25 protein-coding genes and 1 riboswitch are annotated in these 25,342 nt (G+C 50.8%); of the genes, 11 read left to right on the top strand and 14 right to left on the bottom strand.

The window, feature by feature from the left end:
- Positions 1–78 precede the first annotated feature (78 nt).
- The 7 genes from ETHHA_RS14780 to ETHHA_RS16400 all read left to right on the top strand — a co-directional run bounded on the left by ETHHA_RS14780 (position 79) and on the right by ETHHA_RS16400 (position 4,798).
- On the top strand, positions 79–507 hold the full coding sequence (locus ETHHA_RS14780; RefSeq protein ID WP_159033378.1) for a helix-turn-helix transcriptional regulator: 429 nt from the start codon (positions 79–81) through the stop codon (positions 505–507).
- 78 nt (positions 508–585) lie between these two features.
- Positions 586–1,149 (top strand): hypothetical protein, encoded by a 564-nt coding sequence (locus ETHHA_RS12190; RefSeq protein ID WP_013486261.1) that lies wholly within the window; start codon positions 586–588, stop codon positions 1,147–1,149.
- Between the two features lie 32 nt (positions 1,150–1,181).
- The gene (locus ETHHA_RS12185) at positions 1,182–2,093 is read left to right on the top strand and encodes a tyrosine-type recombinase/integrase (protein ID WP_013486260.1); all 912 of its coding nucleotides are present in this window, start codon (positions 1,182–1,184) and stop codon (positions 2,091–2,093) included.
- Between the two features lie 111 nt (positions 2,094–2,204).
- On the top strand, positions 2,205–2,564 hold the full coding sequence (gene tnpA / locus ETHHA_RS12180; RefSeq protein ID WP_013484562.1) for an IS66 family insertion sequence element accessory protein TnpA: 360 nt from the start codon (positions 2,205–2,207) through the stop codon (positions 2,562–2,564).
- On the top strand, positions 2,564–2,914 hold the full coding sequence (gene tnpB, locus ETHHA_RS12175) for an IS66 family insertion sequence element accessory protein TnpB (RefSeq protein WP_013484563.1): 351 nt from the start codon (positions 2,564–2,566) through the stop codon (positions 2,912–2,914). The genes tnpA and tnpB overlap by 1 nt, the downstream gene beginning before the upstream one ends.
- Positions 2,915–2,979: 65 nt before the next feature.
- Positions 2,980–4,512, top strand: coding sequence for an IS66 family transposase (gene tnpC / locus ETHHA_RS12170; protein ID WP_013484564.1), 1,533 nt, complete (start codon positions 2,980–2,982; stop codon positions 4,510–4,512).
- A gap of 37 nt (positions 4,513–4,549) precedes the next feature.
- Entirely contained in the window at positions 4,550–4,798 is a 249-nt protein-coding gene (locus ETHHA_RS16400; protein WP_083803725.1) for a tyrosine-type recombinase/integrase, read from the top strand.
- A gap of 561 nt (positions 4,799–5,359) precedes the next feature.
- On the opposite strand, the gene ETHHA_RS12165 is transcribed toward ETHHA_RS16400, so the two are convergent.
- From ETHHA_RS12165 to ETHHA_RS12100, 14 genes are all read right to left on the bottom strand, one after another.
- Complete coding sequence (locus ETHHA_RS12165; protein ID WP_049776616.1) at positions 5,360–6,292, bottom strand: lysylphosphatidylglycerol synthase domain-containing protein; 933 nt, start codon at positions 6,290–6,292, stop codon at positions 5,360–5,362.
- Positions 6,293–6,321: 29 nt separating this feature from the next.
- Positions 6,322–7,335 carry a glycosyltransferase gene (locus ETHHA_RS12160; protein ID WP_013486258.1) on the bottom strand — a complete coding sequence of 338 codons (1,014 nt, stop codon included), beginning with the start codon at positions 7,333–7,335 and terminating at the stop codon, positions 6,322–6,324.
- Positions 7,332–8,312 carry a glycosyltransferase family 2 protein gene (locus tag ETHHA_RS12155; RefSeq protein WP_013486257.1) on the bottom strand — a complete coding sequence of 327 codons (981 nt, stop codon included), beginning with the start codon at positions 8,310–8,312 and terminating at the stop codon, positions 7,332–7,334. Before ETHHA_RS12155 ends, ETHHA_RS12160 begins: the two co-directional genes overlap by 4 nt.
- Before the next feature lie 53 nt (positions 8,313–8,365).
- Positions 8,366–9,790 carry a hypothetical protein gene (locus ETHHA_RS12150; RefSeq protein WP_013486256.1) on the bottom strand — a complete coding sequence of 475 codons (1,425 nt, stop codon included), beginning with the start codon at positions 9,788–9,790 and terminating at the stop codon, positions 8,366–8,368.
- A gap of 825 nt (positions 9,791–10,615) precedes the next feature.
- A complete protein-coding gene (locus ETHHA_RS12145) occupies positions 10,616–11,950 on the bottom strand; it encodes an allophanate hydrolase (protein WP_013486255.1) in 1,335 nt (444 codons plus the stop codon).
- Between the two features lie 12 nt (positions 11,951–11,962).
- Positions 11,963–15,559: an urea carboxylase gene (gene uca, locus ETHHA_RS12140; RefSeq protein WP_013486254.1), complete on the bottom strand. Its 3,597-nt coding sequence runs from the start codon at positions 15,557–15,559 to the stop codon at positions 11,963–11,965.
- Positions 15,560–15,571: 12 nt separating this feature from the next.
- Positions 15,572–16,225 (bottom strand): urea amidolyase associated protein UAAP2, encoded by a 654-nt coding sequence (locus ETHHA_RS12135; RefSeq protein WP_013486253.1) that lies wholly within the window; start codon positions 16,223–16,225, stop codon positions 15,572–15,574.
- 14 nt (positions 16,226–16,239) lie between these two features.
- On the bottom strand, positions 16,240–16,956 hold the full coding sequence (locus ETHHA_RS12130) for an urea amidolyase associated protein UAAP1 (RefSeq protein ID WP_013486252.1): 717 nt from the start codon (positions 16,954–16,956) through the stop codon (positions 16,240–16,242).
- Between the two features lie 62 nt (positions 16,957–17,018).
- A riboswitch (guanidine-I (ykkC/yxkD leader) is annotated at positions 17,019–17,123 on the bottom strand.
- Between the two features lie 18 nt (positions 17,124–17,141).
- Positions 17,142–17,981 (bottom strand): ABC transporter ATP-binding protein, encoded by an 840-nt coding sequence (locus ETHHA_RS12125; RefSeq protein ID WP_013486251.1) that lies wholly within the window; start codon positions 17,979–17,981, stop codon positions 17,142–17,144.
- A complete protein-coding gene (locus ETHHA_RS12120) occupies positions 17,981–18,772 on the bottom strand; it encodes an ABC transporter permease (RefSeq protein ID WP_013486250.1) in 792 nt (263 codons plus the stop codon). Before ETHHA_RS12120 ends, ETHHA_RS12125 begins: the two co-directional genes overlap by 1 nt.
- 13 nt (positions 18,773–18,785) lie before the next feature.
- Complete coding sequence (locus ETHHA_RS12115; protein WP_013486249.1) at positions 18,786–19,838, bottom strand: ABC transporter substrate-binding protein; 1,053 nt, start codon at positions 19,836–19,838, stop codon at positions 18,786–18,788.
- 109 nt (positions 19,839–19,947) lie between these two features.
- Positions 19,948–20,304 (bottom strand): P-II family nitrogen regulator, encoded by a 357-nt coding sequence (locus tag ETHHA_RS12110; RefSeq protein WP_013486248.1) that lies wholly within the window; start codon positions 20,302–20,304, stop codon positions 19,948–19,950.
- 31 nt (positions 20,305–20,335) lie between these two features.
- Entirely contained in the window at positions 20,336–20,662 is a 327-nt protein-coding gene (locus tag ETHHA_RS12105) for a P-II family nitrogen regulator (RefSeq protein ID WP_013486247.1), read from the bottom strand.
- Between the two features lie 98 nt (positions 20,663–20,760).
- Positions 20,761–21,591 (bottom strand): MerR family transcriptional regulator, encoded by an 831-nt coding sequence (locus ETHHA_RS12100; RefSeq protein WP_013486246.1) that lies wholly within the window; start codon positions 21,589–21,591, stop codon positions 20,761–20,763.
- Between the two features lie 97 nt (positions 21,592–21,688).
- Here ETHHA_RS12100 and ETHHA_RS12095 point away from each other — a divergent pair, with 97 nt between their 5' ends.
- From ETHHA_RS12095 to ETHHA_RS12080, 4 genes are all read left to right on the top strand, one after another.
- Entirely contained in the window at positions 21,689–22,105 is a 417-nt protein-coding gene (locus ETHHA_RS12095; RefSeq protein ID WP_041686872.1) for an allophanate hydrolase-related protein, read from the top strand.
- A 408-nt stretch (positions 22,106–22,513) separates the two neighbouring features.
- Entirely contained in the window at positions 22,514–23,599 is a 1,086-nt protein-coding gene (locus ETHHA_RS12090; protein WP_242822076.1) for an ABC transporter ATP-binding protein, read from the top strand.
- Complete coding sequence (locus tag ETHHA_RS12085; RefSeq protein ID WP_013486244.1) at positions 23,592–24,524, top strand: carbohydrate ABC transporter permease; 933 nt, start codon at positions 23,592–23,594, stop codon at positions 24,522–24,524. The genes ETHHA_RS12090 and ETHHA_RS12085 overlap by 8 nt, the downstream gene beginning before the upstream one ends.
- On the top strand, positions 24,517–25,341 hold the full coding sequence (locus ETHHA_RS12080; RefSeq protein WP_013486243.1) for a carbohydrate ABC transporter permease: 825 nt from the start codon (positions 24,517–24,519) through the stop codon (positions 25,339–25,341). The genes ETHHA_RS12085 and ETHHA_RS12080 overlap by 8 nt, the downstream gene beginning before the upstream one ends.
- Position 25,342 lies beyond the last annotated feature (1 nt).

Here is a 25,342-nt window from a genome sequence, read left to right as displayed (position 1 = left end):
ACGTGTTTTCCTACAAAACATGGAATTTATTGTTGACTTCACCGTTATAAGCAGATAGTATATATGGGGGTAGATTTTTTGATTAAACAAGTTCTGGCCGAAAGACTCAAGTATTTTAGAATCAAAAACAAATTGACAGCAAATCAAGTGGGAGTCATGATAGGCAAAAGCGGTAAAACAGTTAATGCATGGGAACATTGCCATGGACAACCTGATGCCGATACACTTTTGCGCTTATGCAAAATCTATTCAATTAGCAATATAAATGAACTTTATGGTAAACCTTTTGAACTTGAAGAGTCTGTGGATTCAACATCATGTGACAGCGATAACATCAGAATTAGCAATATAGATCTACATCTATTGTCTTTATTTCATCAACTAAATAATGCAGGAAAAGAGGCAGTACTGACCGCAGCTGAAGGTGCAGTCATGAATTCCAAGTATGTGAGTAAAAGTTCCAAAGAAACCACTTCAACAGAGATTGATAACGAGAACCATGCATAGGGAAAATTATCAATTTGAGCCTTATGATGTAAAATCATTCTGTGATGATGGTGAGAAGAGTTCGGAGGTGACTTAACTGTGAAAGCAAGGATTATAATACACTTTATTGTAGCGGTTGCTCTTTTTCTATTTAGCCTCTATGTTTGGAATACAACGAAGTCTGAGCAACCCTTTTTTTATAAAGCATTTGAGTACTTGCTTCTGGCTGTATCTTTAATCATCAGTATTAAACACATAATACAATTTATGCTCTCTATTGTTGAATATAGAAAGACAATAAAATATAATGCTTCAGTGGAAAGAACTTACATCCAGAACCTGCAAGAGTTAGACAGACAAGGTTTTCATCTTGCCGTAAGGTTTGATACCGAACCCAAGGTTTTTATAGATGACATACACAAATGGTTTGCTATTTTATATGAAAACGGTCCAATGCAAATTTATAGATACGCTGACATAATCAAAGTAAACAAAACAAGAGAAGCAAACGTTATAAAAATTGCATTAAAGAATGTTTATAATCCATGCATATTCATCCGGACAGAAAACTTATATACCGCTGCTTTGGAGAAATTTTTATCGACCTTAGAATACATTCAAGTTATCAGCCGCAATAATGCTTCTTGGATAGAAAGAAAATAGCACCCTATTAACCAGAATGGCAGGTGATCCTTATGCCTGTTCCTAAGCCTAATAAAGACGGATACTACAAAAAGACACTGACTGTTGGTAAAAATCCAGACGGTTCAGCGAAACTTGAGATTATTCGTTCAAAATCCTATCAGGAGTTTAAGAAACTTGTGCGAGAGGCAGAGAACCGGAGAGATCATGGGTACGATTTTGACGCAAAAGATATCTCAGTTGCGGAATGGGCATATAAATGGCTCGAGATTTATAAGAAGCCGACAGTTAGAGATCATTGTTATCAGACTTACGAGATTAATCTGCGATTACATATTCTTCCACACATCGGACATCTGAAAATTGCGGATGTAAAGCCATTTCACTTGCAAGAGATAATGAATGGCCAACAAGGGAAAAGCAGCAGTAATACTGATAAAATCCGCTTTGCCATTCGTCAAGTATTTCATCGGGCCTTTTTAAATGGCATCATTCTCAAGGATGTGTCCGAAGGGTTACACATGCCTGAAACTGTTGAGGGGGAGCGTCGCCCACTTACACCGGAAGAAAAGGCAGCGGTGTTGCGTGTTGCGGAAACACACAGGGCGGGGCTGTGGGTGATGGTCATGCTCTTCTCAGGGTTGCGGCCAGAAGAGACGGTCCCTCTGATGTGGAGCGATGTGTCTTTTACAGAGGGCAAGGAAACGATCACAGTTAGTAGGGCTGTTGAATGGGTGAATGGCCGTGCGAAAATAAAGGGCCTAAAGGGCAAAGATAAGAAAAAGGGCAAAGAAAAGGAGCGCACCATTCCGATACCAGGTGAGCTCGTTGAAAAGTTAAAGGCAGCCCCGCACAGAGGGCTTTACGTTTTTACTCCGGAACAGTCAACGGGGATGCTTACCCAAACGAACGTCCGTCGTTTGTGGCACTCTTTCAAACGGGAACTGGATATTGCATTAGGGTAACCGTCAAGACCGCGCGCACCTTGTAAGCATGGTGTCGGGGAAGGTACAATGAACTTCAAAAGGGTTCAAAACATGTAATGGAGTGTTTTGGACCAAATTGGAGTGAATAAAATGGATACGCAAAAAATCGCGAGGGAGTTCCGGCTATCAGAGTGGGGCGAGGCGGTAAAGGAGCGAATAGCTGGCGGGCAGAGCGTGGACGCATTTTGCGAAGAAAAAAACATCAGCAAGGCCACCTATTACTACAGGCAGAAAAAAGTACGGGAAGCTGCCTGCATGGAGCTTATGGAGAAACAAAAGCGCGGAACCGGGCTTGTGCCGGACGGCTGGACGCAGCTTACGGAAGCAAAATCTGTTACTGCCGGCGAAGGCACCCTAGACATTGAAATCGCCGGCTGCCATATCCTTGCAAATGCCCAAACCGACCTGGAATTGCTGGCGAGAGTCTGCCGCATCCTGAGATCGCTGTGATGCAGTTCGGAGAAAAACCTGTGTATCTTTGCTGTGGGTGCACGGATATGAGGAAATCGATCAACGGGCTAATGACGCTTGTGCAGCACAGTTTTTCTCTCGACCCTTTTGTCGACGCGCTGTTCGTGTTCTGCAACCGAAGCCGTGACCGCCTGAAAATACTGGAGTGGGACGGCGATGGCTTTTGGCTGTATTTCAAACGGCTGGAACGCGGACATTTCCGCTGGCCGTCGTCAGACGAGGAAACCACAATGACGCTGAACAGTGAGGAACTGTCTTGTCTGATCGATGGCGCAAGGCTGGAGAAAAAGCTTCGCCGCAGCGAAGTTCTTGAACACAATATTTCGTAACACATCGGGATACGAAAATGCCGTTTTTTCTTGATTCTATGCGGTTTTTCCGGTATAATTAGAGAATGGAAAAACAAGAAAAAACAATTGAAATACCGCTTTCTGTTTACGAGAATTTTCTCAAACAGGCGGAGCAGATTGCCGAGCTAAAACAGCAGATTCAGTGGCTGATGGAGCAATTCCGCCTGGCCAAACGTAAGCAATTCGGCGCGTCCAGTGAACAGACGGACAACGAACAATTATGTCTGTTTAACGAAGCAGAGCAAACCGCCGATTTGACCGTGCCAGAGCCGGAAACCACCGAGGTCAAGGCGCATTACCGCAGAAAGACGCGCCTGACCACCGACAAGTTGCCGGAAGATTTACCTGTTGAGACCATTGAACACGAGCTGCCGATCGAGGCGCGTATCTGTCCGGACTGCGGTTGTCCTCTGCACAAAATGGGGGAAGACATCCGTGAGGAACTGAAAATCATCCCGGCAAAAGCCGTGATTGTACGCCATGTACGGCACGTCTATGCCTGCCGCCACTGCGAGGAGTCCTCTGATCGTGTGCCGATTGTCAAGGCGGAGATGCCAAAACCCGTCATCAAGGGAGGGTTCGCATCACCCGAATCCGTCGCCCATATCGCCGTGCAAAAATTTGTGATGGGCAGCCCGCTTTATCGGCAAGAGCAGGAGTGGGCGCAAAGCGGCATTCTGCTCTCACGTCAAACCATGTCCAACTGGCTCATCAGAGCCTGTGAAGATTGGCTGGAGCCAATTTATCAGGAAATGAAGCGACAGCTATGCAATCATCAAGTCCTTCACGCAGACGAAACCACCCTTCAGGTGCTGCATGAGGACGGCAAGCCCGCCCAGAGTAAAAGTTACATGTGGCTTTATCGTACAAGCGGCGAGGCTAAGCGCCAGATTGTGCTGTATGACTACCAGCGGGATCGAAAGCATATCCGTCCGAAAGACTTCTTAGAGGATTTTTCAGGTTTTCTCCATGCAGATGGTTATGACGGATACCACAAGCTGCCTGACCGAATCACCGTGGTGGGCTGTTGGGCGCATCTGCGTCGGAAATTTGACGAAGCGCTGCAAACACTGCCGAAGGATAAACGGAAATCGTCTGACGCCGCAAAGGGGATTGCTTACTGTGACAGGCTGTTTCATTTGGAGAAACAGTTCACTTTGCTGACCCCGGAAGATCGTTTGAAGGAACGCGAACAGCAAAGTAAACCGGTGGTTGAGGCGTTCTACGCCTGGGTCGGATCGCTCCGGGAACTGCCTAAAACCCTGATGGGTAAAGCAATCCATTATGCACAGTCACAGCGCATGTATCTTGTGCGGTATCTGTTGGACGGACGGCTGGAAATCAGTAACAATCGCGCGGAAAACGCCATTCGACCTTTTGTAATGGGACGGAAGAACTGGCTGTTTTCCAACACGCCAAACGGTGCAAAAGCCAGCGCAATCTATTACAGCTTGATCGTCTCTGCCAGGGAGAATGGTCTTGTGCCTTTTGAGTACCTCACAAAGATTTTCACCGAAGCGCCCAATGGCGCGGATGTTGAAAACCTCATGCCTTGGGGGGCGTGCCCGTTGATTTGACGGTTACGCATTAGGTGCGGAGCTATACCGGAACAAGATCATTGTCCACGGTCTTGATCAGGCTGTCACACCCTACTTTTTACGGCACACATACTGCACATCTTTATTTGAAATAGGGATCGACTTGAAGACAGCTCAGTACCTTATGGGACACGCGAGCATTAAAACAACGGCAAATATCTATACGCATTTCACAGAGCGCAGTTTGGACAAAGCAGGGAAGACCATACGTGAAAAACTGGCCGGTGGACATCCAGTGGACAAAAAAGAGAAGCATAGCAGGTAAAAACGCATAGCTAAGCGGTCTATTTCTATATGTATATTTCCTTGACGTGCGAAGGGTCGGGGATTCGAGTTCCTCAGCGCGCACCAGCCTATAACGCCACTCTACGGCTTATTTAAGACGTAGAGTGGCGTTTTGTTTCGCAGGCATATACGAAATAATGGCAAGCCGTGGTATCCCTTATACAAAATTGAGTGGATAAAATCAAAGTTGCTTTTACGCACTAAATGACACAGCTCATTTTCCACGCCGCCATTCAACGCCAGTGTTACCCTGGCGCGCTCCAAAACCTGCGTGGTTGCATCCTCGATCTGAGGAATTGCTTAGCAAAAATGGCTTATATGCCAGTCTGCACAATTCCCGGTTTGAAATGGCGCAGTCCAGATAGATTCAGTATAAATCTTGACTCTGAAGAATATGAGAAACGAAAGCATTTTGCTATGGTTTCTGTGGACCATATTTCAAGCTCCGGCAGTGCGCGGAATTTACAACCCTGCCGGTATTTCCGTGGCCATTACGGTCATAGATGGGCCAAAATATGAATGCGTCTGCAATCGAGTCCAATCATTTTTCACAGTCGCTTGCCGATTTGTGCCGCCGGGCGTTGTTCCAAATCTGCTGCAGTGCATATGCAGCTCCATCACCGAATGCAGACGCAACCCGCAGCAACAACGCGGCAAGCAGCGCGATATCATTTCCGCAAAACGGCCCGAGCAGCAGCACCATAACGGATTCCCGCACGCCGATGCCGCCGGGTGAGCCGATGACCACATAGCCTGCGACCCATGATATCATGTAGGAGGCAATCACATTCAACAGAAGTGTCGGCGTAAGGCTTACGCCGAGCGCGCCAAGAAACACCGACAGAAACCCCCCGGGGATCATCATGGTAAGACTGTAGAGCAAAAAAAGTTTTGGGAGCAGCCTTGCAAACGCGGGTGTGAAAAAGCGCCGGTACTTTTTCAACAGCCCCTTTTTACGGAGAATCAGGCATGCGGCTGCCACCAGCAGGATCAGTACCCCGATGACGATATAGAGATACATGCCGGACTTCCGACTCAAATCGGTAATCATGGATAGAAACGATTGAAAGGACAGTACCGCCGACCAAATCACAGCCGTGACAAGCAGCGCGGCTACTTCCAGCACGGTGCTGAAGGCAACGTCCACCTGGTCGAACGACAGCTTTTGGGCCAGCATATTGCGCCCGGCAAAATGCATCACGTTTCCGGGAAGGTATTTGGCGATATTAGCGCGGACATAGATATCGAAAACATCATGGAATGGAATCTTTGTTTGGCTGATAAAATTAAGCGCCAGCCGCCATGCGGCTGCGGAAAGATAGACCACTCCCACATAGCAGACCGCCAGAGCGACCACCAGCAAAACCGTTAGGGCTGGGTGCTGTAGCCGGAAGAGATCAACATGCATTGAAAACAGGAACTTTGCCAGAAAAACGAAGGAAACTGCTGTAATTCCGATGCCGATCCATCGCATCCATTTGCTTTTTAAGGAGATCTTTATTTTCACTGCACTGCATGCAACGCGATCTGCCTGATTTTTTCAGCCAGACTGCCCGCATCCCCCATCCTGACATAATAAACGGTTTTTCCGTTCTCATCAAACAACTCGTGATTGGCGGGGTTATCCCCTAAGATCATCGGCTTACCCATCGCATGATAAATATAAGCTTTCCCCGGAATCGTGCGGCACGCTTTTTGAATCCGGGCGTTAAAATGCCCGGCCAGGCATAAATCCGCCTGAGCGATGCGCTCTGCCAGGTCATTCTGTGGCAGCCAGTCTGTAAAATGCACATTGGGAAGGTCGGCGCAAAGCCGTCGTTCCTTCTGTGGAACGGGTCCAATCAAATTGAATACGATACTTGTATCCTGCCGCATCAGCCGTACGCATTGCAGGATTACGTCCACCCCCTGCAGGGGCAGAATGGAGCCGAAATAAAGCACCACGAATTTTTCCGTTGGCCCTAACCGGGCCGGCAAAGATTTCCGAGGGTAAAAAACCGACATATCCGCTTCCAGATAGAACACTTTCGTCTTTTCCGCTGTCAATCCAAATTTTCGAATAAAATAATCGGCATCTGCGCATGTATCGGCAAAAACCCTATCCGCCCGCTGGCAGACAGTCGTATCCAGCCGGTGTGCAAGCGCTGCCGCCAGAGATTTTGTCCGGAAAATCTGCCTGTCAAACACCAAGGTTTCGTAAAACGAGATAAAGAAGTCTGCAACCACGGTCTGCTTTCGGAACTTCCATCCCCAAAACGGTAGAATGAGCTGTGGGGCAAACCCAATGAACACCACATCATAGGAGCGGACAGGCAGGAAAAGCAGCCGCAGCCAAACGCGCAAAAGCCGCGATATCGTGCCGCCTTTTTCGCACCCGATGACCTGTAGCTGACCGGCACTGCGGCGCAGGCAGGCAATCTCCTGTGCATTACGTATATAATTTAGATTTTTCGTGGTGATAAACAGCACATTTTTTCGCGCAACCCAGTCATCCGGAAACGTGTGAGTGGTTTTCATCTTGCGGCTCTTTTTCTGGGAATCTGTTGCGGATCGACGTTTTCGTAATCTATCCTGCGGATACGGTACTGTACATCCTCAAGCAGTTTGCGGTTGGATGCAATCAGATCCGCCTGCAGTCCGGACAGAACGGAACTACACCCGAGCAGTATCAGCAGAATAGCCAAAATCAACGACTGGATGTGTCCGGCGCCGGTTCCAAGTAAGTACAAAATTAAAAAACGAGCGATAAACACTGCGCCGATGACAAACAATACGCCGCCCAAAATGCAGAAAAAGCGAAGGGGTTTATACATCATAAACGAGCGGATGATTACAGAAGCCGATCGACGGATATAAGCCGGAATGCTTTTGAACAAGCGTGATTTCCGAGTTTCCGGATTCACATGTATAGGCACGGAGCAGACAGCTATGTGGTTTCGCCCGGCTTGAATGAGCGTCTCCAGCGTATAGGTGTATTCATTGACGACGTTCAAGTGCATGGCGGCTTCGCGCGAATAGGCGCGGAAACCGCTTGGCGCGTCCGGTACTGTGGTGGAAGAAACCTTTTGGACAACACGGCTTCCAACATGTTGTAGAATCTTCTTGGCTTTGGAAAAATGGTCGATCTCGTCGATGGGGCGGCAACCCACCACGATATCACTTTCCCCCCGCAGGATCGGAGCGATCAGGCGTGCGATATCCGAGCCGCGGTATTGGTTGTCGGCATCGGTGTTTACAATAATGTCGGCACCCAAACGGAGGCAGGCGTCGATCCCCGCCATAAATCCGGCGGCCAACCCTCTGTTCTGTTTGAAATTGACAATATGGTCGATGCCAAGCTGCTGTGCGACCGCAACGGTTCTGTCGGAACTGCCATCGTTAATAATCAGATACTCAATCTGGTCCACTCCGGGAATTCGTCTGGGCAGATCAAAATACGTCTGCCCCAGTGTTTCTTCCTCATTGTAACAGGGGATCTGAATAATCAGTTTCATGGTTTACCTCCCGCTTTCGGATGCCCGACATCACTGTGCGCATACAAAACCCTTTATAAATACTGATGGAAATTGCATAAAAAATAGATAATGTCCTCATAAATCAACAAAACGGAAAAACCGGCGCAAGCGGCCTGTACGGCTATTCCGCCCGCTGTGCTGCGCGCCATGCTCTGCCGGTCAAATGTCGTCCGCCGAGTCAAACGAGAATAGGCCGTTTGCGCACTCCATGTGATGCACAGCGAAAGCATTGGGACGGCGCAAAGATAGTAGCGGGACTGGCATCCGCCCAGATAACCGGATACATGCGAGAACTGCCAGTAGGCACGGAAAAATTGGAGGAATATGACGATCAACAATGCGCAATAAATGAAAAGTAGATTTGCGCTGTGCCATTTTCGCTCGAGCCCATGTTTGGATCTCACTAGCAGGAAAAGCGGCAGGACAAAAAGCAGAAGCAGCCCGATTTGGTCGATTGCCCACAACGCGTCGGACTTTGTCAGGGATACATGTGAGGCAATACCGCTCCAAGTCAAGAAAAAACCATGGAAGAAATAATAAAAATAAGCGCCAAAATCCATATGCTGACGGTTCGCGGGTGCCACATAAAACGAAGAATTTACAAACTGCTGCCAGTCCAACGAGCTCAATGTGGGCTGAAAAGAACCCGTCTCCCATTTTACTGTAAAAAGATATAGAGCGGCGACCAGATATACAGGGAGTGTTACCCAAAATTGCCGGCGGCGGAAAAACTGCAGGTCTTTCCGGCAAATCATACAATAAAGCAGGTAGAGCGCCAGTGAGCCAATCGCGACCAGCGCCGCAGTGCTTTTAGTCAGAAGCGACAGCGTAATGCCTGCGCTGATCAACAGATAGGTCCCAATATCCGTCTTTCTTTCCGTATATCGCAGAAATCCCAGTAAATAGAGGTTGAACGTCACATATGCCATGGTGTCGTTATTGACCCCTGCGCTGACATATGCAAACATCGGAACGGAAGTGCAGATCACCGCATACAGCAGATGAAGCATCGGGACGTGGGCAATGCGCGTCCAGCCAATATAAAAAGCAAGCAGCAGCCCGAGAGATGCCAGAAACAGACTAAGCAAACGCAGACGGACAATGTGGATTACGAACACACCATTTTGCAGCACCACACCATGTGCCAGCCGCATGAACTGATAATACAGCGGCGGATGCCCAAGCTGATTGAGCACCGAACCAAAGACATACTGTCCGTGGTAAGTATCTCCGCCCGCGCCCTGTTGCAAAACCAAAAGCATCATGTTTTTGAAATTCGGAATTAAGGCATTGGTCTTTTCCAGATAGGCGATATAGCTTATATGGTCGCTCTCATCCGGGAAGCGGCCAACATATCTGGCATAAAAAAAAGCTTTTGCCAGAAAAAAAACAAACATCCCTCCGTAAATGATAAGCAGTGTTTTAGGACGTGACCGATTTCTATCCAGGTGCGACATCGCGCACCTCCTCGCTATGAAAATAAGGAAACAGTCTATCGTCGTACCTATTGAGTGGAACGATCCTCGCCGGTCTTCCTGCCAAAGTCCGTACGAATATCGAATATTTGACTCTGTCAGTTTATCAAAACTTTTTATAAAAATAAAAAAACAAATGCAAATTTTTTGTAAACTAATGATGCATCGGATTTCCGCAATCCTTCCCTTGTATATTGTATTGCAGATTCCCCCCTCTTTTGGTAAAACAGACATAGCAAAACAAGCCTGTTATCCAACAGACTTTTAAAACCGCTTTGCAGGTATCCGTTCCCCGGCGGAGCAAGTCCGATTCTGAGCAGGCCGGAGCACCCACAGCATTGGTTTTCGCAAGCCGGCAGGTTAGCGTCCAACAGCTTTTATTTCCTTTTGCCCGTGCCGGAACCTGTTCAGATCGGACACCTGAACGCTTCGCCTTCCTTTTTTGAGACAACACAAAAGGGACATGCCCGCGGGCAACCCCTGGTGAGGAAACCGTATGCCTGCGAAAAGTGTGGATACAGACTGTAATACGGGTAGATGTGCTCGATTTCAGGCGGCAGGGAACGTGGCTGTTTTGAGACCCGGTGCCGCCGTACAATATCCCGTCTGCACGGATGGCAGCCAGTGCTTCCCGTCCCGTTGGTGAAATCAAAGGTCTTCGAGTGGTACACCTGGTCGTAATGGCTGAGATGGCAGAGCATCTCAGCTTGATCACCGATGGCCTTATGGTATATGGAACCCCCCATTTGCTTCCAAGAGGATATACTGATGGCAAATGGGGGGCAATCCAAAGCAAAAAACTTCTATTTACGAAAAAAGGCGTTCTGAAAAGGAAGACAGGAGTCCTTCTCCGCCTGAAAGGGCAAACGCCGTTATACCAAACGGCAGATTGTCGGCAGCCATGGCAACCGGGTAACTGCACGCACACAGATCCAACAGATTGCAGTGGTTGGTAAAGGCACCCATCTGTGTGTTGGTTTCCACCGGATCGGCTTCCACGTCGCGGATCGTCCATGTTCCGCCTGCCGTCGGCATCAACAACACCGCATCGGCCAACAACTCTTGAACAGAACGCTTTATTTCCTGAAGCCGGTGGATTGCATGAAACAGCGAAGCCGCCGTCGGTTTTTCCCCGCTGCGCAGAATCTTTTCCGTGACCGGAAATACCTTGCCGGGATGACTTCCCACGAAGTCGCCGAGATCCGCCCAGCGCTCCGCCACCCATGGCCCGCCATACAAAATGGACGCCGCCTCTTCGTACAGGGACACCGCCGTTTTTTTTACGGCAAATCCCGCGTTGGAAACCATCTTCAGCGCGTTTTTCCATGCCGCTTCATATTCCTGTGCAAACGGGCCGAAAAACACCGGAGGCTTATCCGAAATATACACGGTTTGGGGTGCGGCCGCCATCTTGCGCGGCAGATCTTTCGACCATGGGTCGTTCGCCTGACAACCACGCGCAACGTCATCCACTGCCAAGCAATCGCCCATGGTATGGGCAAAAACCGTCACGCAGTCAATGCTGGCACAGGCAGGCACCACCCCTTTAATCGGCCATGCGCCGCAGCTCGGCTTAAAGCCGAATAATCCGTTCAGGGCGGCCGGCACGCGGCCGGAACCGGCCGTATCTGTTCCCAAAGAAAACGCACAGATACCCAGCGCGGCCGAAACGGCGGAGCCGGACGACGAACCGCCGCTGATGAGTTCGTCCCTCCACGCATTGTGCACCGCTCCATAAGGACTGCGCGTTCCTACCAGACCGGTAGCGAACTGGTCAAGATTGGCTTTTCCGACCGGAACGGCACCCGCATTGACCAGCCGCTGCACCACCGCGGCACTCTGCTTGGGAATATAGGCATAATCGGGGCAGGCGGCGGTCGTTGTAAACCCCTCGACATCAATGTTGTCTTTTACCACAAAGGGAATGCCCCAAAGCGGGTGACTGTCGAAATTCATCTGCTCCAGTCTGCCCAGATATGCCGCCAGCTTTGCCTCTTCCGGCGCTGAAATGAAAATATGTTTTGCAGCATAACGGCGGGCACGCGACAGCACTTTGTCCAGTACCCTGCGCGGTGTCAATGTTTTGGTGCGATATGCCTGCCGCAGCCCCGCCACAGTCATTTTTTCCGGCACCTGTTCCATAAAATTCCCTCCTTACGCCGTCTGGATATACAAAAGAGCATGCCCATTTCGAACGATATCACCGGGGTGAACAAAGATTTTGCCGACTTTGCCGGTGGCAGGAGCCTTTTGTTCAAATTCCATCTTCATGCTTTCCATCACGACAAGCGTCTGTCCTGCTTCGACCCGGTCACCTTCGTTAACTAATATTTTCCAAATACTACCTGCCATCTTGGCGTTCAGAGGTTCGGCGCCATGGGGCAGCGTTTCGTCCTCCTCCGGGATCTCCGGCTGTTCCGAAATGAATTCATCCAAACCGTTTTTCTTCCAGCGCTCTCGCTCCGCTTCAAACGCAGTCTGCTGGCGCTGCTTGGCAACAGCGGAAACGCCCTCAATGGAGTCAAGATAACGCAGATAGCCGCCAAGGTCGAAGGTCGTATCAGTGATTTTTACATTGAACCGCCCGCGCAGGAATGCTTCACGGTATTCGAGCAGCTTCTCCGGCTCCACCGGGTAAAATTTTATTTGGTCAAAGAACCGCAGCAGCCACGGGCGGTCTTTTTCAAAACAGGGAGTTTCGTGCATGCGGTTCCACATCTGCACAGTGCGGCCAAAAAGCTGGTAGCCGCCGGGACCCTCCACACCATAAACGCACATGTACGCACCGCCGATGCCCACGGCATTTTCCGGTGTCCAAATGCGCGCGGGGTTATATTTTGTGGTGACCAGCCGATGGCGCGGGTCCAGCGGCACCGCGACCGGTGCGCCGAGATAAACGTCGCCCAACCCCATCACCAGATAGGTCGCGTTAAAAATGATGTCATACACGTCTTGAATGCTTTGCAGCCCGTTGATACGCCGGATAAATTCGATATTATCCGGGCACCAGGGCGCGTCCGGGCGAACACCCTGCTGATAGCGTTTCATGGCGAGACGCACAGCCGGATCATTCCACGAAATCGGCAGTTCCACCACGCGAGAAGGAATTCTGGCCGTTTCCAGTGAAGGCAGTTCCGCAATCATGCGCGTAATCTGTTCGCAGACCCGCTTCATTTTCATTCGATCCGGGTCAAAATGTACCTGAAGCGAGCGGATGCCGGGAGTGAGATCAACCACTGGAATGCGGCCGTCTTCCTTAATCGCCCGCATAAGCAAATGCGCTTTAAAGCGCAGACGCAGATCCAATTCCATTTCTCCAAACTCAACCAGCACATTCTGGTCGCCGGAGCAGCGAAACACCACTTTGTCACGCTGTTTTCCGGCAGTATAGAGGATAGGGACATCCGGCGACGGCAGCGCATGTTTCAACGGCAATTCTGCCGGAGCAAGCGCATTGGCCGCACCCGCGGACGCAAACGCCTGTTCCTGTTTCTGCCGCATCTGTTCTGCTTCTTCCGGTGCAACGATCTGAAACTTTACCGTATCCCCCGGGTGCATCTGGCCGATTTTCCAGAGTTCCGCCGTTGCGACCGTGACCGGGCAAACAAAGCCGCCGAGGCTTGGGCCATCCGGGCCCAGAAGAATGGGCATGTCGCCGGTCATATCCAGCGCACCGAGCGCATACGGCGTGTCGTGGATATTTGAGGGATGCAGACCGGCTTCACCCCCGTCCGCCCGTGTCCATTCCGGCGCGGGACCGATCAGCCGCACGCCGGTGCGGGAACTGTTAAAGTGCACCTCCCATGCCGTGTCCGTCAGCTGTTTCAGATAGTCTTCTTTTAAAAACTCCGTGGTGCAGTGCGGTCCGGAAATCACGCCGAGCGTCCATTGGTGCGTGAGAGGCTGTGTCACCCGGACAGGACGGGGCATCTCATCGCCGTCTGCTTTTCGGATGGCAAGCAGGTCGCCCGGTTGCAGGGTGCGCCCGTTGTAGCCGCCAAATACGCCCAGCGTAAAGGTAGACGCGCTTCCGAGGATACGCGGCATGTCCAGTCCGCCCTTGAGCAGGAGATAGGCGCGCATGCCGAGCCGGCATTCCCCGAAAGAAAGCACTTGTCCGGTCTTTGCCGCCACGGCAGTATACGGTGCGACCGGCACACCGTCCAGTTCGGCATGCATATCCGCGCCGGCCAGACAAAAGGCCGCCGCACCGCGGAACCGATACTTTCCGCCGCGCAGGGTCATCTCGATACCCGGGGCGCCTTCCGCATTGCCGAGTATCCGATTGCCCGCGCGAAACGACCACATATCCATCGCGCCGCTCGGCGGCACACCCACGTCCCAATAGCCTGTGCGGCCCGGGTAGTCCTGCACCATGCTTTGCACGCCACCGTCCAAAACTTCCAGCGCGTGCTCCTCCGGAGCAAACCCATCCAGCATATGGGTGGAAAGATTCCCATTTCGGTAATCATCCCGGCGGATAAACGCCGCCAAATAGGCACGGTTGCTGGTCACACCGTAAATGCGCGATTCATCCAGCGCCTTTTCCAGTTTGGCGCGCGCTTCTTTCCGGTTTTGACCATAGGTGATGATTTTGGCAAGCATCGGGTCATACAGTGTGGTCACTTCGGCATTATTTTGCAGCCAGGTTTCAATGCGCGCTTCTTTCGAGAAATACACGCCGTCTACATGACCGGCGCAGGGCAGGAAGCCCGCGCTGCTGTCTTCGGCATAGATGCGCGCCTGTATGCTGTGCCCTTTCGGCCGACCAACCCGTGGCGCAAGCGTGCCGATCTCTCCAGCCGCCTCCAGCACCATCCATTCCACCAGGTCGATGCCATACACTTCCTCGGTGACGCCGTGTTCAACTTGAAGGCGGGTATTGACCTCCAGAAAATAATAAGTCTTTTCATCCTTATCATACAGGTACTCCACCGTGCCCGCGCTGCGGTACTGCGCCATCCGGGCAAAGCGCACAGCCGACGCATGCATGTCTTCACGGACCGCCTGCGGAAGATCCGGTGCGGGTGTTTCTTCCATCACTTTCTGGTTGCGGCGCTGCACCGAGCAGTCGCGCTCGCCAATAGCGACCACTTCGCCGGATGCACTTCCGAAAATCTGAACCTCGATATGCCTGGCATGCGGAACATATTTTTCCAGAAAAATGCCGCTGTTTCCGAAATTAGCAGCCGCCAGATGACGCACGGACTCAAACGCGGCGTGCAGTTCCGTTTCATTGGAACAGACGCGCATCCCGATACCGCCGCCGCCAGCCGTGCTTTTGAGCATCACCGGATACCCTATGCGCGCCGCGCTTTCGACGGCCTGTGCGGCATCTTTTAGCAACCCGGTGCCCGGCGGAAGTGGAACGCCGGCTTTTTTTGCCAGCGCGCGGGCCGAATGCTTGAGGCCAAACAGCTCGATCTGTTCCGGTGTCGGGCCGATAAAAGCAATCCCGTTTTCTGCGCATCTGCGCGCAAAATCTGCATTTTCGCTTAGGAAACCATAACCGGGATGAATGGCCTGCGCGCCCGTCTGCAAAGCGGTTTGCAGTATTTTTTCCGCATTCAAATAACTTTCGCTCGCCGGGCCGTCGCCGATACAGACGGTTTCATCCGCATGAAAAACATGCAGGCTGTCCTGATCCGCCTTGGTGTAAACCGCCACCGAGCGGATTCCCATCTTTTTCAGCGTGCGCTCGATACGGCAGGCAATCGCGCCCCGGTTTGCAATCAGTACTTTTTCAAACATAGGAACAACTCCTCATTCATCCCAGACCAGCACGCGCAGCGGAGTCGGATTGTAGGCATTGCAAGGGTTATTCAACTGCGGGCAGCAGCTCAGCAAAAGCGTGGCGTCCCGCTCGGCGCGCATTTCCACATAACGTCCGGGGCCGGAGACACCGTCCGCAAATTCCAGCCCGCCGTCTTCCGTGACCGGCACATTCATGAAGAAATTGATATTGGGCGCCAGATCGCGCTTTGCATATTTCCCGTCGAATTTCGCCATTTGCAGCATAAAGGTATCGCGGCAGTTGTGCATATACCGGATGTCACGCGAATAGCGGATGGTATTGCTCTGCGCGGAGCAGGAGCCGCCCAGTGTGTCATGCTGCCCGCAGGTATCGGCCACGATGGTGAGCAACGGTTTTCCGGACTCCGTACGCAATACGGTGCCGGTAGTCAGGTAAATATTTTCCTGCCCGGTTATTGTGGCGGTAGCACTGTAATGGTCTTCCGGATTTTCCGTATCGTAAAACATAGTGTCGGCAGCCTGGTTGCCCTCCACATCCGTGATGCGCAAAACCTGTCCTTTTTTCACGACATGCATCAACCCGGCGCCTGCGGGAACGATCTGGTTGAAGACCGCATCCTTCTCCTGACGTTTGCTTTCACAAGGTTTAAATGCTGTGCTCATTGCTTTTTCCTCCCTCAGCCCAACAGGGTGTAATAATCCCACGTATTCTCATAAGCGCGCCGCACTTCCGGCATGCTGTTCATGCACGGGTCCAGAGAATCCTCCGGGGCCGCGGGCAGAACCTCCATCTTCACCGGAACCGCCGGGTAGTCTTTGCGGGGGTCAAGCGGATTCGGCGTGTTGGAAAGTACCAGCAGCACATCCATCTCCGTGCGCAGCGTGACGGTCGCCCCTTTGGGACAGTTTTCCGGGTCGGCGTGCATATGCCCGTCTTTATCACACCGGATTTTTGAAAACAGATTGACCGGCGGGACAAAATCACGCGGGCCAAGGCCGTTGCACTCCAGCTCCATCATGAAATTGTCGTAACCGTTGCGCAGCCAGTCGTTGCGCAGCGTCTGATAATCCGTTTTTCCATACTTTTGGTCGGTGCTCTCTCTGGTGGTGATGCCGCCGATGGTGTCATGCCAGCCGATGCTGTCTTCCACAATGGATGCCAGCACGCGCCCCTTGTCGCTGAAAAGTGCGTTGCCCGCGGTCAGGTGTGCGGTGTGCTGGGCCTTCAATGTATCCGGCATATTGTATTTTTCGTTCAGCTCCAGCCGGTTGTAAAGCAGGAGCGCAAGGTTGGCGCCGGCTTCCATTGCCGTAAAGCGAAGCAGCTTATGTCTGCCGATCAGCCCGGACCATTTTTCACCGGCTCTGAATGTGTTTTTCCAAATCGTATTCATAAACAGTACACTCCTTTTGATTGTTTAAGATAAAAAAGCCGGGAGGTTCAGAAAAATTTCTGTCCTCCCGGGCTTTTCTCCCTCCGTGACACACCACCTGCGCGATGTGCGTTTTCTCTCGGACCAGACTGGAAGTCTTCTTCCACGGAACCCTAGAAAACAGATATAGATATTCGATTTGCCCGCTACGCCTCCGATCCCGGTGTCTGCTGATGCAGCAATCCGGTGATCTGGTGGCGGTAATGCAGAAACGCGGACTGTTCTTTTAAATTCAATTCCCTGTTATATGGAAGCAAAATCGGGATGTTGGCCACCATGCGGCTGGGCCGGTTGCTCATCACATAAACACGGTTGGCCAAGAAAACCGCTTCCTCAATATCATGGGTGATGAAAACCACCGTCGGCTTTTCTACCTGCCAGATTTCTCGCATCAAAAGCTGCATCTGCGCTTTTGTCTGCGCATCCAGCGCACCGAACGGTTCGTCCATCAGCAGGACTTTCGGGCTGTTGGCCAGCGCGCGCGCAATGGCAACACGCTGTTTCATCCCGCCGGACAACTCGCGGGGAAAACTTTTGCGAAATGCCTCCAGACCGATGACTTTCAGATACCGGCCGACAATCTCCTCCATCTGCTTTTTGGGCATTTTTTTGATTTTCAATCCAAAGCAGATATTTTCCTCCACCGTCAGCCACGGAAACAGCGTGTAAGTCTGAAAGACCATGCCTCTGTCCGCACCCGGCCCGGTGATGGGCTGGTCATCCACGGAAGTTTCGCCCCCGGTCGCTTCATCCAGGCCGGCCAGGATGCGCAAAAGCGTGGACTTTCCGCAACCGGACGGTCCAACGATGCAGACAAACTCATTTTCGAGGATTTCCGCGCTGGCGTCTTGAATGGCAACAACCTCGCCTTTTTTGGTCTGGTAGGTCTTTTGCAGGTTTTGCACTACGATTTTGCTGGTGCCCACCCGGGCGTCCACCGGCTGGGAACGGGTGGCGCTCTTTTTCTCTTTGCGCAATTTCAGCATTACCGATCCCCCTCCGCCCACGGGAACAGCTTTTTGCCGGCCAGTACGAACGCCCGGTCACACAAAAGCCCCAAAACCCCGATAATCAGGATGCCGCCGAAGATGGCGTCTGTCCGTAAAAAGCGCTGTGCTTTCAGAATGTTGTAACCAAGGCCGGAATTGGCTGCCACCAGTTCCGCCACGGTCAGATACGTCCACGCCCAGCCGAGCATGATGCGCAGTGTGTTCATCGTGCTGGGAGCAATGGCCGGAAGGATGACCCGGCGCAACACCAGACTGCGTCCGCCTCCCAGCGTATAGGCCGCACCGAGCAGATCGTCCGGCACCGCGCGCACGTTGTCGGCCATCATGGGGATGAGCTGAAACAATGTGCCAAGGAAAATGACCGCGATTTTGGCCGTCTCCCCAATGCCGCACCAGACCATAATCAACGGCACAAAAGCCGGCACCGGCATATAGCGGAGAAATTCGGAAAAAGGCTGAATCAGCGCTTCCGCAAAATGAAATGTGCCGGCCAGAATGCCGAGTGGCACGCCGATGATCACCGCTACGAGGAAGCCCATGAAAATGCGGTAACTGCTGATACCGATGTCGCCCCAGATGCTTCCGGTTGCAAAGGCATTGACAAGATAAGCAAACACTTTGAGGGGAGACGGCAGGAAAATATTGCTGACGAGGCCGCTTCCGGCCAGAATCGTCCAGACCAGAAATACCACTGCAAATACGCCAACCGCCAGCGTATAATAGAGCTTTCGGCTGATTTTTGCGCGTATTCTGAACATACTTTTCAAAATAGCACCCTCTTTATCCGTTATTCAAAGCTTTGGTATCCGGCGCTGTCTGCTCTCCGTATTTTTTCTGTGCAGCTTTGATAAAAGTCGAATCGATCATATCCAGCGGATTGGAAGGTACTGTGTCCACCATTTTGACGGATTTCAGAAATTTTGCGGTCTCGGTGATAGTATAGGGAAGATAGGTATAACTGTTTTGCTTTTTGGTAATGGCTTCTATGTTGTCTTTTACGGAAAAAAGTTTGGAACCTGCCATGATTTTTTTCATTTCTGTGGTCGACACGTTGGCTTGTTTTGCCATATCCGCGGCGGCCTTATCCGGATTCTTGTTGTAGAAATCGAGCGCATCGTACCAGACATTGATGAGGTTCTGTACGTTGTTCGGGTTGTTTTTGATCAATTTGTTCGAGGCAACAAGAAGATCCGGAATCAGGCCGGGTGTGTCTGCCGAGCTGTACAGCAGGTGGTTGTCTTTGCTGCCAAGCGCCATAGAGAGCGACGGTTCCCAAACACAGGCGGCATCCACTTTTCCGGCCAGCATGGCCGTTCCGCTGTCGTTTACCGTCATATTGGTGTACTTGACATCGTCCTGAGTCATGCCCGCCGATTCAAGCGCTTTAAGAAGGAAGAAATGCTCGATGGTGCCGTATTCGGTCACCACGGTTTTCCCTTTCAGGTCTTTGATGGTCTTGTACTGGTTCTTTGCGACCAGGCCGTCGGCTCCGTTGGAGTTGTCGTTGATCATAACGATCTTGAATCCAACGCCCTGATTATAGGGTGCCACCGTGTCACAGGTGGCGATATTCAGCATATCAAGCTTGCCGGTGTTGAATGCTTGCAGACTGTCGCTGTAGACCGGGAAATACTTCAGTGTAACATTCAGCCCATATTTTTTGAAAAGACCTTCGTCTTGTGCGATATACCACACATACCACGCCGGATAGGGGGAGGTGCCAATGGTAATGGTTTGGCCGGCAGAAGATTTAGGCGACTGGCTGGCGCAGCCTGAAAATATTGCCGTCAGCATGAGTAGAGCAGTTATGACCGCTATGACTTTCTTTTTCATGATTTTTTCTCCTATTCGTTCAAAGCTGTTTTTAGTCCCTAACGACAGTTGAACATGGACGGATATTCCCTCGGGAAAAGTGCTTGGTGGATTTTATCCAATGCCGATGTCACAGCAAGGCGTTTTCATCCGTTTCATTGGTTCGGATACGGACAACGCGGGAAACAGGAATAATAAAGATTTTCCCATCCCCTGCGTTCCCGGTGCTGTTGACAGAAAAAATCGCCCGAACGAACGGTTCTTCATCTTCATCCCGTATATATACAATCAGCATTTTTTTTGCAACGAAGCGATGTGCCGTGTTATCCGACGATGCCACACTGTTGTCTGCCGCCGACATGGGGATCGCTTTCTTTCCGCAACCGTGAACACTGGCCGCACTGAACGAAGAAAAACCTTCCTGTTCCAACACCCGTTTGGTTTGGGTATACATGTTTGGCCGAAGGATTACAACCGCTTTTTTCATTTCGTTCTGTCCCTTTCCGATCTTCCGGGTATCATAATTCCGCTTTTCCGCTGCTGACAGTATACGCTTTGGAAACCGGTGTCACGAAGATCTTGCCATCCCCGAATGCGCCGTCACCCTTAGATTTGGCACTTTGCAAAATCGTGTCGACGGCCAGCTGCTCCTGCGTGTCCTGTACCACCAGCATAAGCAATTCTTTGGGTAGTTCGTCGTAATACACGTCCACAGCTTTTAGTCCCTTTTGTTTGCCGCGTCCCAGAACAGATATTCTTGTCGCCGCTGCAAACCCTTTATCCTTCAGCTTTGCCAAAATATCATCTGCTTTTTCCGGTCGAACAAAAGCTTCGATCATCACCAATTCAATCACCCCATTAATAAAATAAGACACTGATTCTACCGAACCAGCGTCTTTGCTGCTTTGTTACGATCAGTTTAAACCTTATAACAACTATAATGTCAAGTCCTTATTTTCCGAACCGGAACCTGAATTTCGCTGACATATTCATATTCAAAATCGGAATATGCCTTGTCTGTCACGACCAGTATAATCCCGTCCCCAATTATTTCTAAATTTTGTTTATTGATCCAATCCACCAACTGCGCGCAATAGCCCGAAACCTCCTTATAGGTTCCTACAAAAGCCATGCATGCATAAGAACCGGTTTGCATAGGCAATGTACCGGGTCGCTTGGGAATATCCGCGTCGAAAACCATGGCGATTCCTTTAAATATCTCATATGATTTAGTCTGCAGCGCGTCCTTTGAAATAACCGTTCCAAATGGGTTCAGATAGAGGTCATCCACATTCTCCAATACATTTTCCAGTTTTTTGATGCCAAACTCGTGTTCAGAAACGATATCGCCGCCTCCAAAATGAAAAAACAGGATACGTCGTTCCGGCATTTTCTGAAGATGACATTTTCCCAGCACATCGTGGTTCTGATAATTGCGAATTGTGGAAAACAAGGAGGCGATTTTTTTTCGTTTCATCTCCAGGTTTAAAACCTCTGCGTCGAGCCGGCTCAGGCGGTTTTCCATCAGCTCCAGCATGGATTTGAGATCCCGGTTTTTAAAATACTTTTTGATGTCCTGCAAGGACATGCCCAGACCTTTTAAAAACAGGATGGATTCCAGATGCGCGAACTGCTCAATTCCATAATACCGGTAGCCGTTTTCCTGATCGGTATAAGACGGCTTGAATAGATTGATTCGGTCATAGTAACGCAGCGTCTGGGTAGAAATTCCGTGCATTCTGGCCATTTCACCAATGATGATTTTAGGTGGCATCTTTTTCTCCTGTATGTGGGCGGATATACTTGTTTGACAGAATCTGCCCGACATTTTATACTGATAGACAGTTTTTCGTAAAAAGGAGTGGCAAAGCATGCAAGCTATGATCAATGAAAATGATACGGTAACCATCGCTGTCTGCGGTTTGCACATGCGCGGTTACCCGTTAGAGAGCCAACTGTTAGAGCGCAATGCCCACTTTGTCCGTGAAGACAAAACAGCACCCATCTACAGGCTTTATCTGCTTCCAATGACTCCACCGAAGCCCGGTTTGATTCGTACTGAAAAAGGGGGAAGTGCTATTTCGGTGGAAATTTGGGAAATGCCAATCCAATATTTTGGAGGTTTTGTAAAACTAATTCCTTCCCCGCTTGGAATTGGAAAAGTAATTCTAAACAGTGGTGAGATAATCTGTGGTTTTATCTGTGAAGGGTTTGCGTCTGAGGCGGCAGAAGATATCACTTCTTTCGGCGGCTGGAAAAAACGATTCCCGCCCGCGCCAAGTAACTGATAAAATGATTTCATATTATAGCATAAAATCGGATGGAATGATACCGTGATAAAGCAGAGTACAAAATGCGGCATTCGCTTGTCAACGGGCGGGCGGCGGTTCGAGTTCCTTAGCGCGCACCAGTTTATAATCCCCGCAAACCTACATCAAAACAAGGTTTGCGGGGATTTTTTCGCTTTGTCAAACAGAAAATTTCCTTTTATTCGGCCAGAATCGTTGTGCGCGGATGATTCTAATAGTCCTTTTTGTATGCGGGTGGCGCCTTGATGTGAGAAATTACAAAATATTTACATAAGTTTTATGTGGGCTATATCCTTTCTAGACACAAGCATGAAAAATATGTGTTATTCTGTAATACTGGTCCGAAGGACCTCAACCATGAAAGGAATGACGCGGATGGGTATACGTTTGGATGATATCACACTGAAATTCGGAGACGTTTTCGCGGTCGATCATTTGTCTTTCTCCATTGATACCGGAGAGATGGTTTGTTTGCTCGGGCCCAGCGGCTGCGGCAAAACATCCACCTTTTTTATACTGGCGGGTCTGTATACGCCCACAAGCGGCAATCTCTATTTTGACGATAAACGGATGAACAAAATAGAACCGGAGAAACGGGAGATTGGCATGGTTTTTCAGAACTATGCGCTCTATCCGCATATGACGGTTATGAAGAACATCCTGTTTCCTCTGAATATGAAAAAAGTTCCCCGAAAGGTTGCCGAGGGACAGGCGCTGGAAATTGCCAGGGTGGTGAAGGTGGAACATCTACTGGACCGTAAACCGGATCAGCTCTCAGGCGGGCAGCAGCAACGTGTGGCTATCGCACGGGCGCTGGTCAAAAAACCTCGTCTTCTGCTTCTGGATGAACCGCTTTCCAACCTGGACGCAAGGCTGCGCCTGGAAATGCGGGAGGAGATCCGGCGGCTGCATGACGAAACCGGTGTGACAACCTTGTTTATCACACACGACCAGGAAGAAGCAATGAGCATTTCTGACCGTATCCTCGTGATGAATGAGGGAAAGCTTCAGCAGGCGGGGTTGCCCAATGCGATCTATCAAGATCCTGTGAACCGGTTTGTTGCGTCCTTTTTGGGGAACCCGCCGATCAATTTTCTGACCTGCACCCGCACCAAAGAAAACGTCTTGTGCCTGTCGGATACGGGCGAAGCGTTTACCTACAGCAGTAAACTGCCCGAGGGCCTGACGGAAGGAGAAGAGATCGTGGTCGGCATCCGGCCGGAAGATTTCGTGCCGGGCGGGGAAACCGGCGGGCTGGACCTGATTTGCACTATGCTCACCCGGTCCGGCCGGGACAACCTGCTTTACGCAAAAGCCGGGAAGACCCCGGTGCGTGCGCTGATGCCTTCCGATTGGGAAGCAAAATCGGGCGATCACGTACGGCTTGCCGTCAAAAAAGGGAAAGGCCTGCTTTTTAATGCAAAAGGTGAGCGTATTTCTTCCCGTGAAAAAGGGGTGGGCGCGAATGTATGAAAGCAGGATGCGTACGACGGCCAGGGCGGCGCTATATCTGATGCCAGCCATGGTGATTCTGGTCGTATTCAAGATTTATCCAATCGTTCGCTCCTTTTTAATGAGTTTTTATACGAAATACAATTATTTCACCGATGTGGTTTCCCGTTATGGATTGGACAATTATGCCTATATTTTTCGTGATCCGGAGTTCTGGCGCTCGATGGGCAATACGTTCCTGTTTGTGGTCGGCGTGGTGCCGATTTCCATTGTGCTTTCGCTGCTGATCGCCTGTTTGCTCAACCAGAAGATCCGCTTTCGCGCATTGTTCCGCACCGTTTTCTTTCTGCCGTTTGTCACCTCTGTGGTGGCAATTTCCATCGTCTGGCGCTGGATTTTCCATTCCCAGTACGGTCTGCTCAATTATTTTCTGGAGCTGGTGGGCATCCCGGCAGTCAAATGGCTGACTGATCCCAATTTCGCCATGCCGGCGCTGGTCATTCTGGCAATCTGGAAAGGGCTTGGATATAACATCGTGATCTTTCTGGCTGGGCTGCAGAATATCGACGAGCGGTATTATCTGGCGGCGCGCATCGACGGCGCATTCGGCTGGCAGCGCTTCAAGCGTCTGACGGTTCCGCTTCTGTCCGGCACTACGCTGTTCGTTTCCATCATTGCCATCATTAGTTCATTTAAAGTATTCGACGAAGTGTACGCCTTGTTCGGCGGCCAGATGGGACCGGCCGGCAGTGCGGAAACGATGGTCTACTATATTTATTCCAAATTCTATGGCAGCTGGAATTTCGGCGTGGCATCGGCCGCAGCCTATGTTCTGTTTCTGGTCATCTTTGTTTTTACGCTGATCCAGTTGAAGTTTGGAAGCGGCGGTTTTCCGTGGAAAACGAAAAAATACGCGGTGGCGGAGGAAGGAAACGGTCATGGTTAAACAGGCGCTTTCAAAGGCATGCATCTATTTTTTGCTGATCCTGGGGGCGATTCTGATGCTGCTCCCTTTTGTGTGGATGCTGAGCACCTCGTTCAAGTCGCCGGGCGATGTGATGGTGATGCCTCCGCAATGGTTTCCCAACCCATTTCAGTGGTGGAATTATGTAACGGCCTGGCAATCGGCCCCGTTTCCGCGTTATCTGCTCAACAGCGTGATCGTTACGGGGCTGGGCACGGTCGGTGAACTGGTCACCACCATTCTGGCGGCGTATGCCTTTTCCAATCTAAAGTTCTACGGACGGGACATCCTGTTCGCTTTATTGCTCGGAACCATGATGGTGCCCGGCGAGGTGCTGATGATTCCCAATTTCGTCACCATTGCCAATCTGGGCTGGGTGGACACGTACCCGGGCCTGATCGTGCCGTGGTGCGCCAGTATTTTTTCCATTTTTCTGCTGCGCCAGTTCTTTCTGGCCGTGCCAAAGGAGCTGGGGTATGCCGCGCGGGTGGACGGCTGCCGGAATTTCCGTTACCTGACGGCTATTCTGCTTCCGATGGTGAAACCCGCGCTTATCACCATCCTCCTCCTCAAAGTGATCGGCAGCTGGAACGATTTTCTCTGGCCGCTTATCGCCACCAATTCCGATACGATGCGTACGCTTCCGGTCGGCCTCACGGCGTTCAGTACGGAAACCGGTATCCATTATGAGTTACTTATGGCTGCGTCTACCATGATTATTCTGCCGATGGTGGTGTTGTTTCTGATCTTACAGAAATATGTCATCAACGGGGTGGCGCGCGTGGGTATAAAGGGGTAGG

The sequence above is a fragment of the Ethanoligenens harbinense YUAN-3 genome (genome assembly GCF_000178115.2).
GTDB lineage: Bacteria > Bacillota > Clostridia > Oscillospirales > Ethanoligenentaceae > Ethanoligenens > Ethanoligenens harbinense.
The sequence above is the reverse complement of the archived record's forward strand: the minus strand, read 5'-3'. Positions and strand labels throughout refer to the sequence as shown.

Bases quoted from the DNA above. Each gene is read 5' to 3' on its own strand.
- ETHHA_RS12145 (WP_013486255.1), bottom strand. From the start codon at position 11,950: ATGGAACAGGTGCCGGAAAAAATGACTGTGGCGGGGCTGCGGCAGGCA.
- ETHHA_RS12150 (WP_013486256.1), bottom strand. From the start codon at position 9,790: ATGTCGCACCTGGATAGAAATCGGTCACGTCCTAAAACACTGCTTATC.
- ETHHA_RS12125 (WP_013486251.1), bottom strand. From the start codon at position 17,981: ATGCTGAAATTGCGCAAAGAGAAAAAGAGCGCCACCCGTTCCCAGCCG.
- ETHHA_RS12130 (WP_013486252.1), bottom strand. From the start codon at position 16,956: ATGAATACGATTTGGAAAAACACATTCAGAGCCGGTGAAAAATGGTCC.
- ETHHA_RS12100 (WP_013486246.1), bottom strand. From the start codon at position 21,591: ATGCCACCTAAAATCATCATTGGTGAAATGGCCAGAATGCACGGAATT.
- ETHHA_RS12115 (WP_013486249.1), bottom strand. From the start codon at position 19,838: ATGAAAAAGAAAGTCATAGCGGTCATAACTGCTCTACTCATGCTGACG.
- ETHHA_RS12155 (WP_013486257.1), bottom strand. From the start codon at position 8,312: ATGAAACTGATTATTCAGATCCCCTGTTACAATGAGGAAGAAACACTG.
- ETHHA_RS12110 (WP_013486248.1), bottom strand. From the start codon at position 20,304: ATGAAAAAAGCGGTTGTAATCCTTCGGCCAAACATGTATACCCAAACC.
- tnpA (WP_013484562.1), top strand. From the start codon at position 2,205: ATGGATACGCAAAAAATCGCGAGGGAGTTCCGGCTATCAGAGTGGGGC.
- ETHHA_RS12135 (WP_013486253.1), bottom strand. From the start codon at position 16,225: ATGAGCACAGCATTTAAACCTTGTGAAAGCAAACGTCAGGAGAAGGAT.
- ETHHA_RS12080 (WP_013486243.1), top strand. From the start codon at position 24,517: ATGGTTAAACAGGCGCTTTCAAAGGCATGCATCTATTTTTTGCTGATC.
- tnpC (WP_013484564.1), top strand. From the start codon at position 2,980: ATGGAAAAACAAGAAAAAACAATTGAAATACCGCTTTCTGTTTACGAG.
- ETHHA_RS12185 (WP_013486260.1), top strand. From the start codon at position 1,182: ATGCCTGTTCCTAAGCCTAATAAAGACGGATACTACAAAAAGACACTG.
- ETHHA_RS12085 (WP_013486244.1), top strand. From the start codon at position 23,592: ATGTATGAAAGCAGGATGCGTACGACGGCCAGGGCGGCGCTATATCTG.
- ETHHA_RS12095 (WP_041686872.1), top strand. From the start codon at position 21,689: ATGCAAGCTATGATCAATGAAAATGATACGGTAACCATCGCTGTCTGC.
- uca (WP_013486254.1), bottom strand. From the start codon at position 15,559: ATGTTTGAAAAAGTACTGATTGCAAACCGGGGCGCGATTGCCTGCCGT.
- ETHHA_RS12165 (WP_049776616.1), bottom strand. From the start codon at position 6,292: ATGCGATGGATCGGCATCGGAATTACAGCAGTTTCCTTCGTTTTTCTG.
- tnpB (WP_013484563.1), top strand. From the start codon at position 2,564: ATGCAGTTCGGAGAAAAACCTGTGTATCTTTGCTGTGGGTGCACGGAT.
- ETHHA_RS12160 (WP_013486258.1), bottom strand. From the start codon at position 7,335: ATGAAAACCACTCACACGTTTCCGGATGACTGGGTTGCGCGAAAAAAT.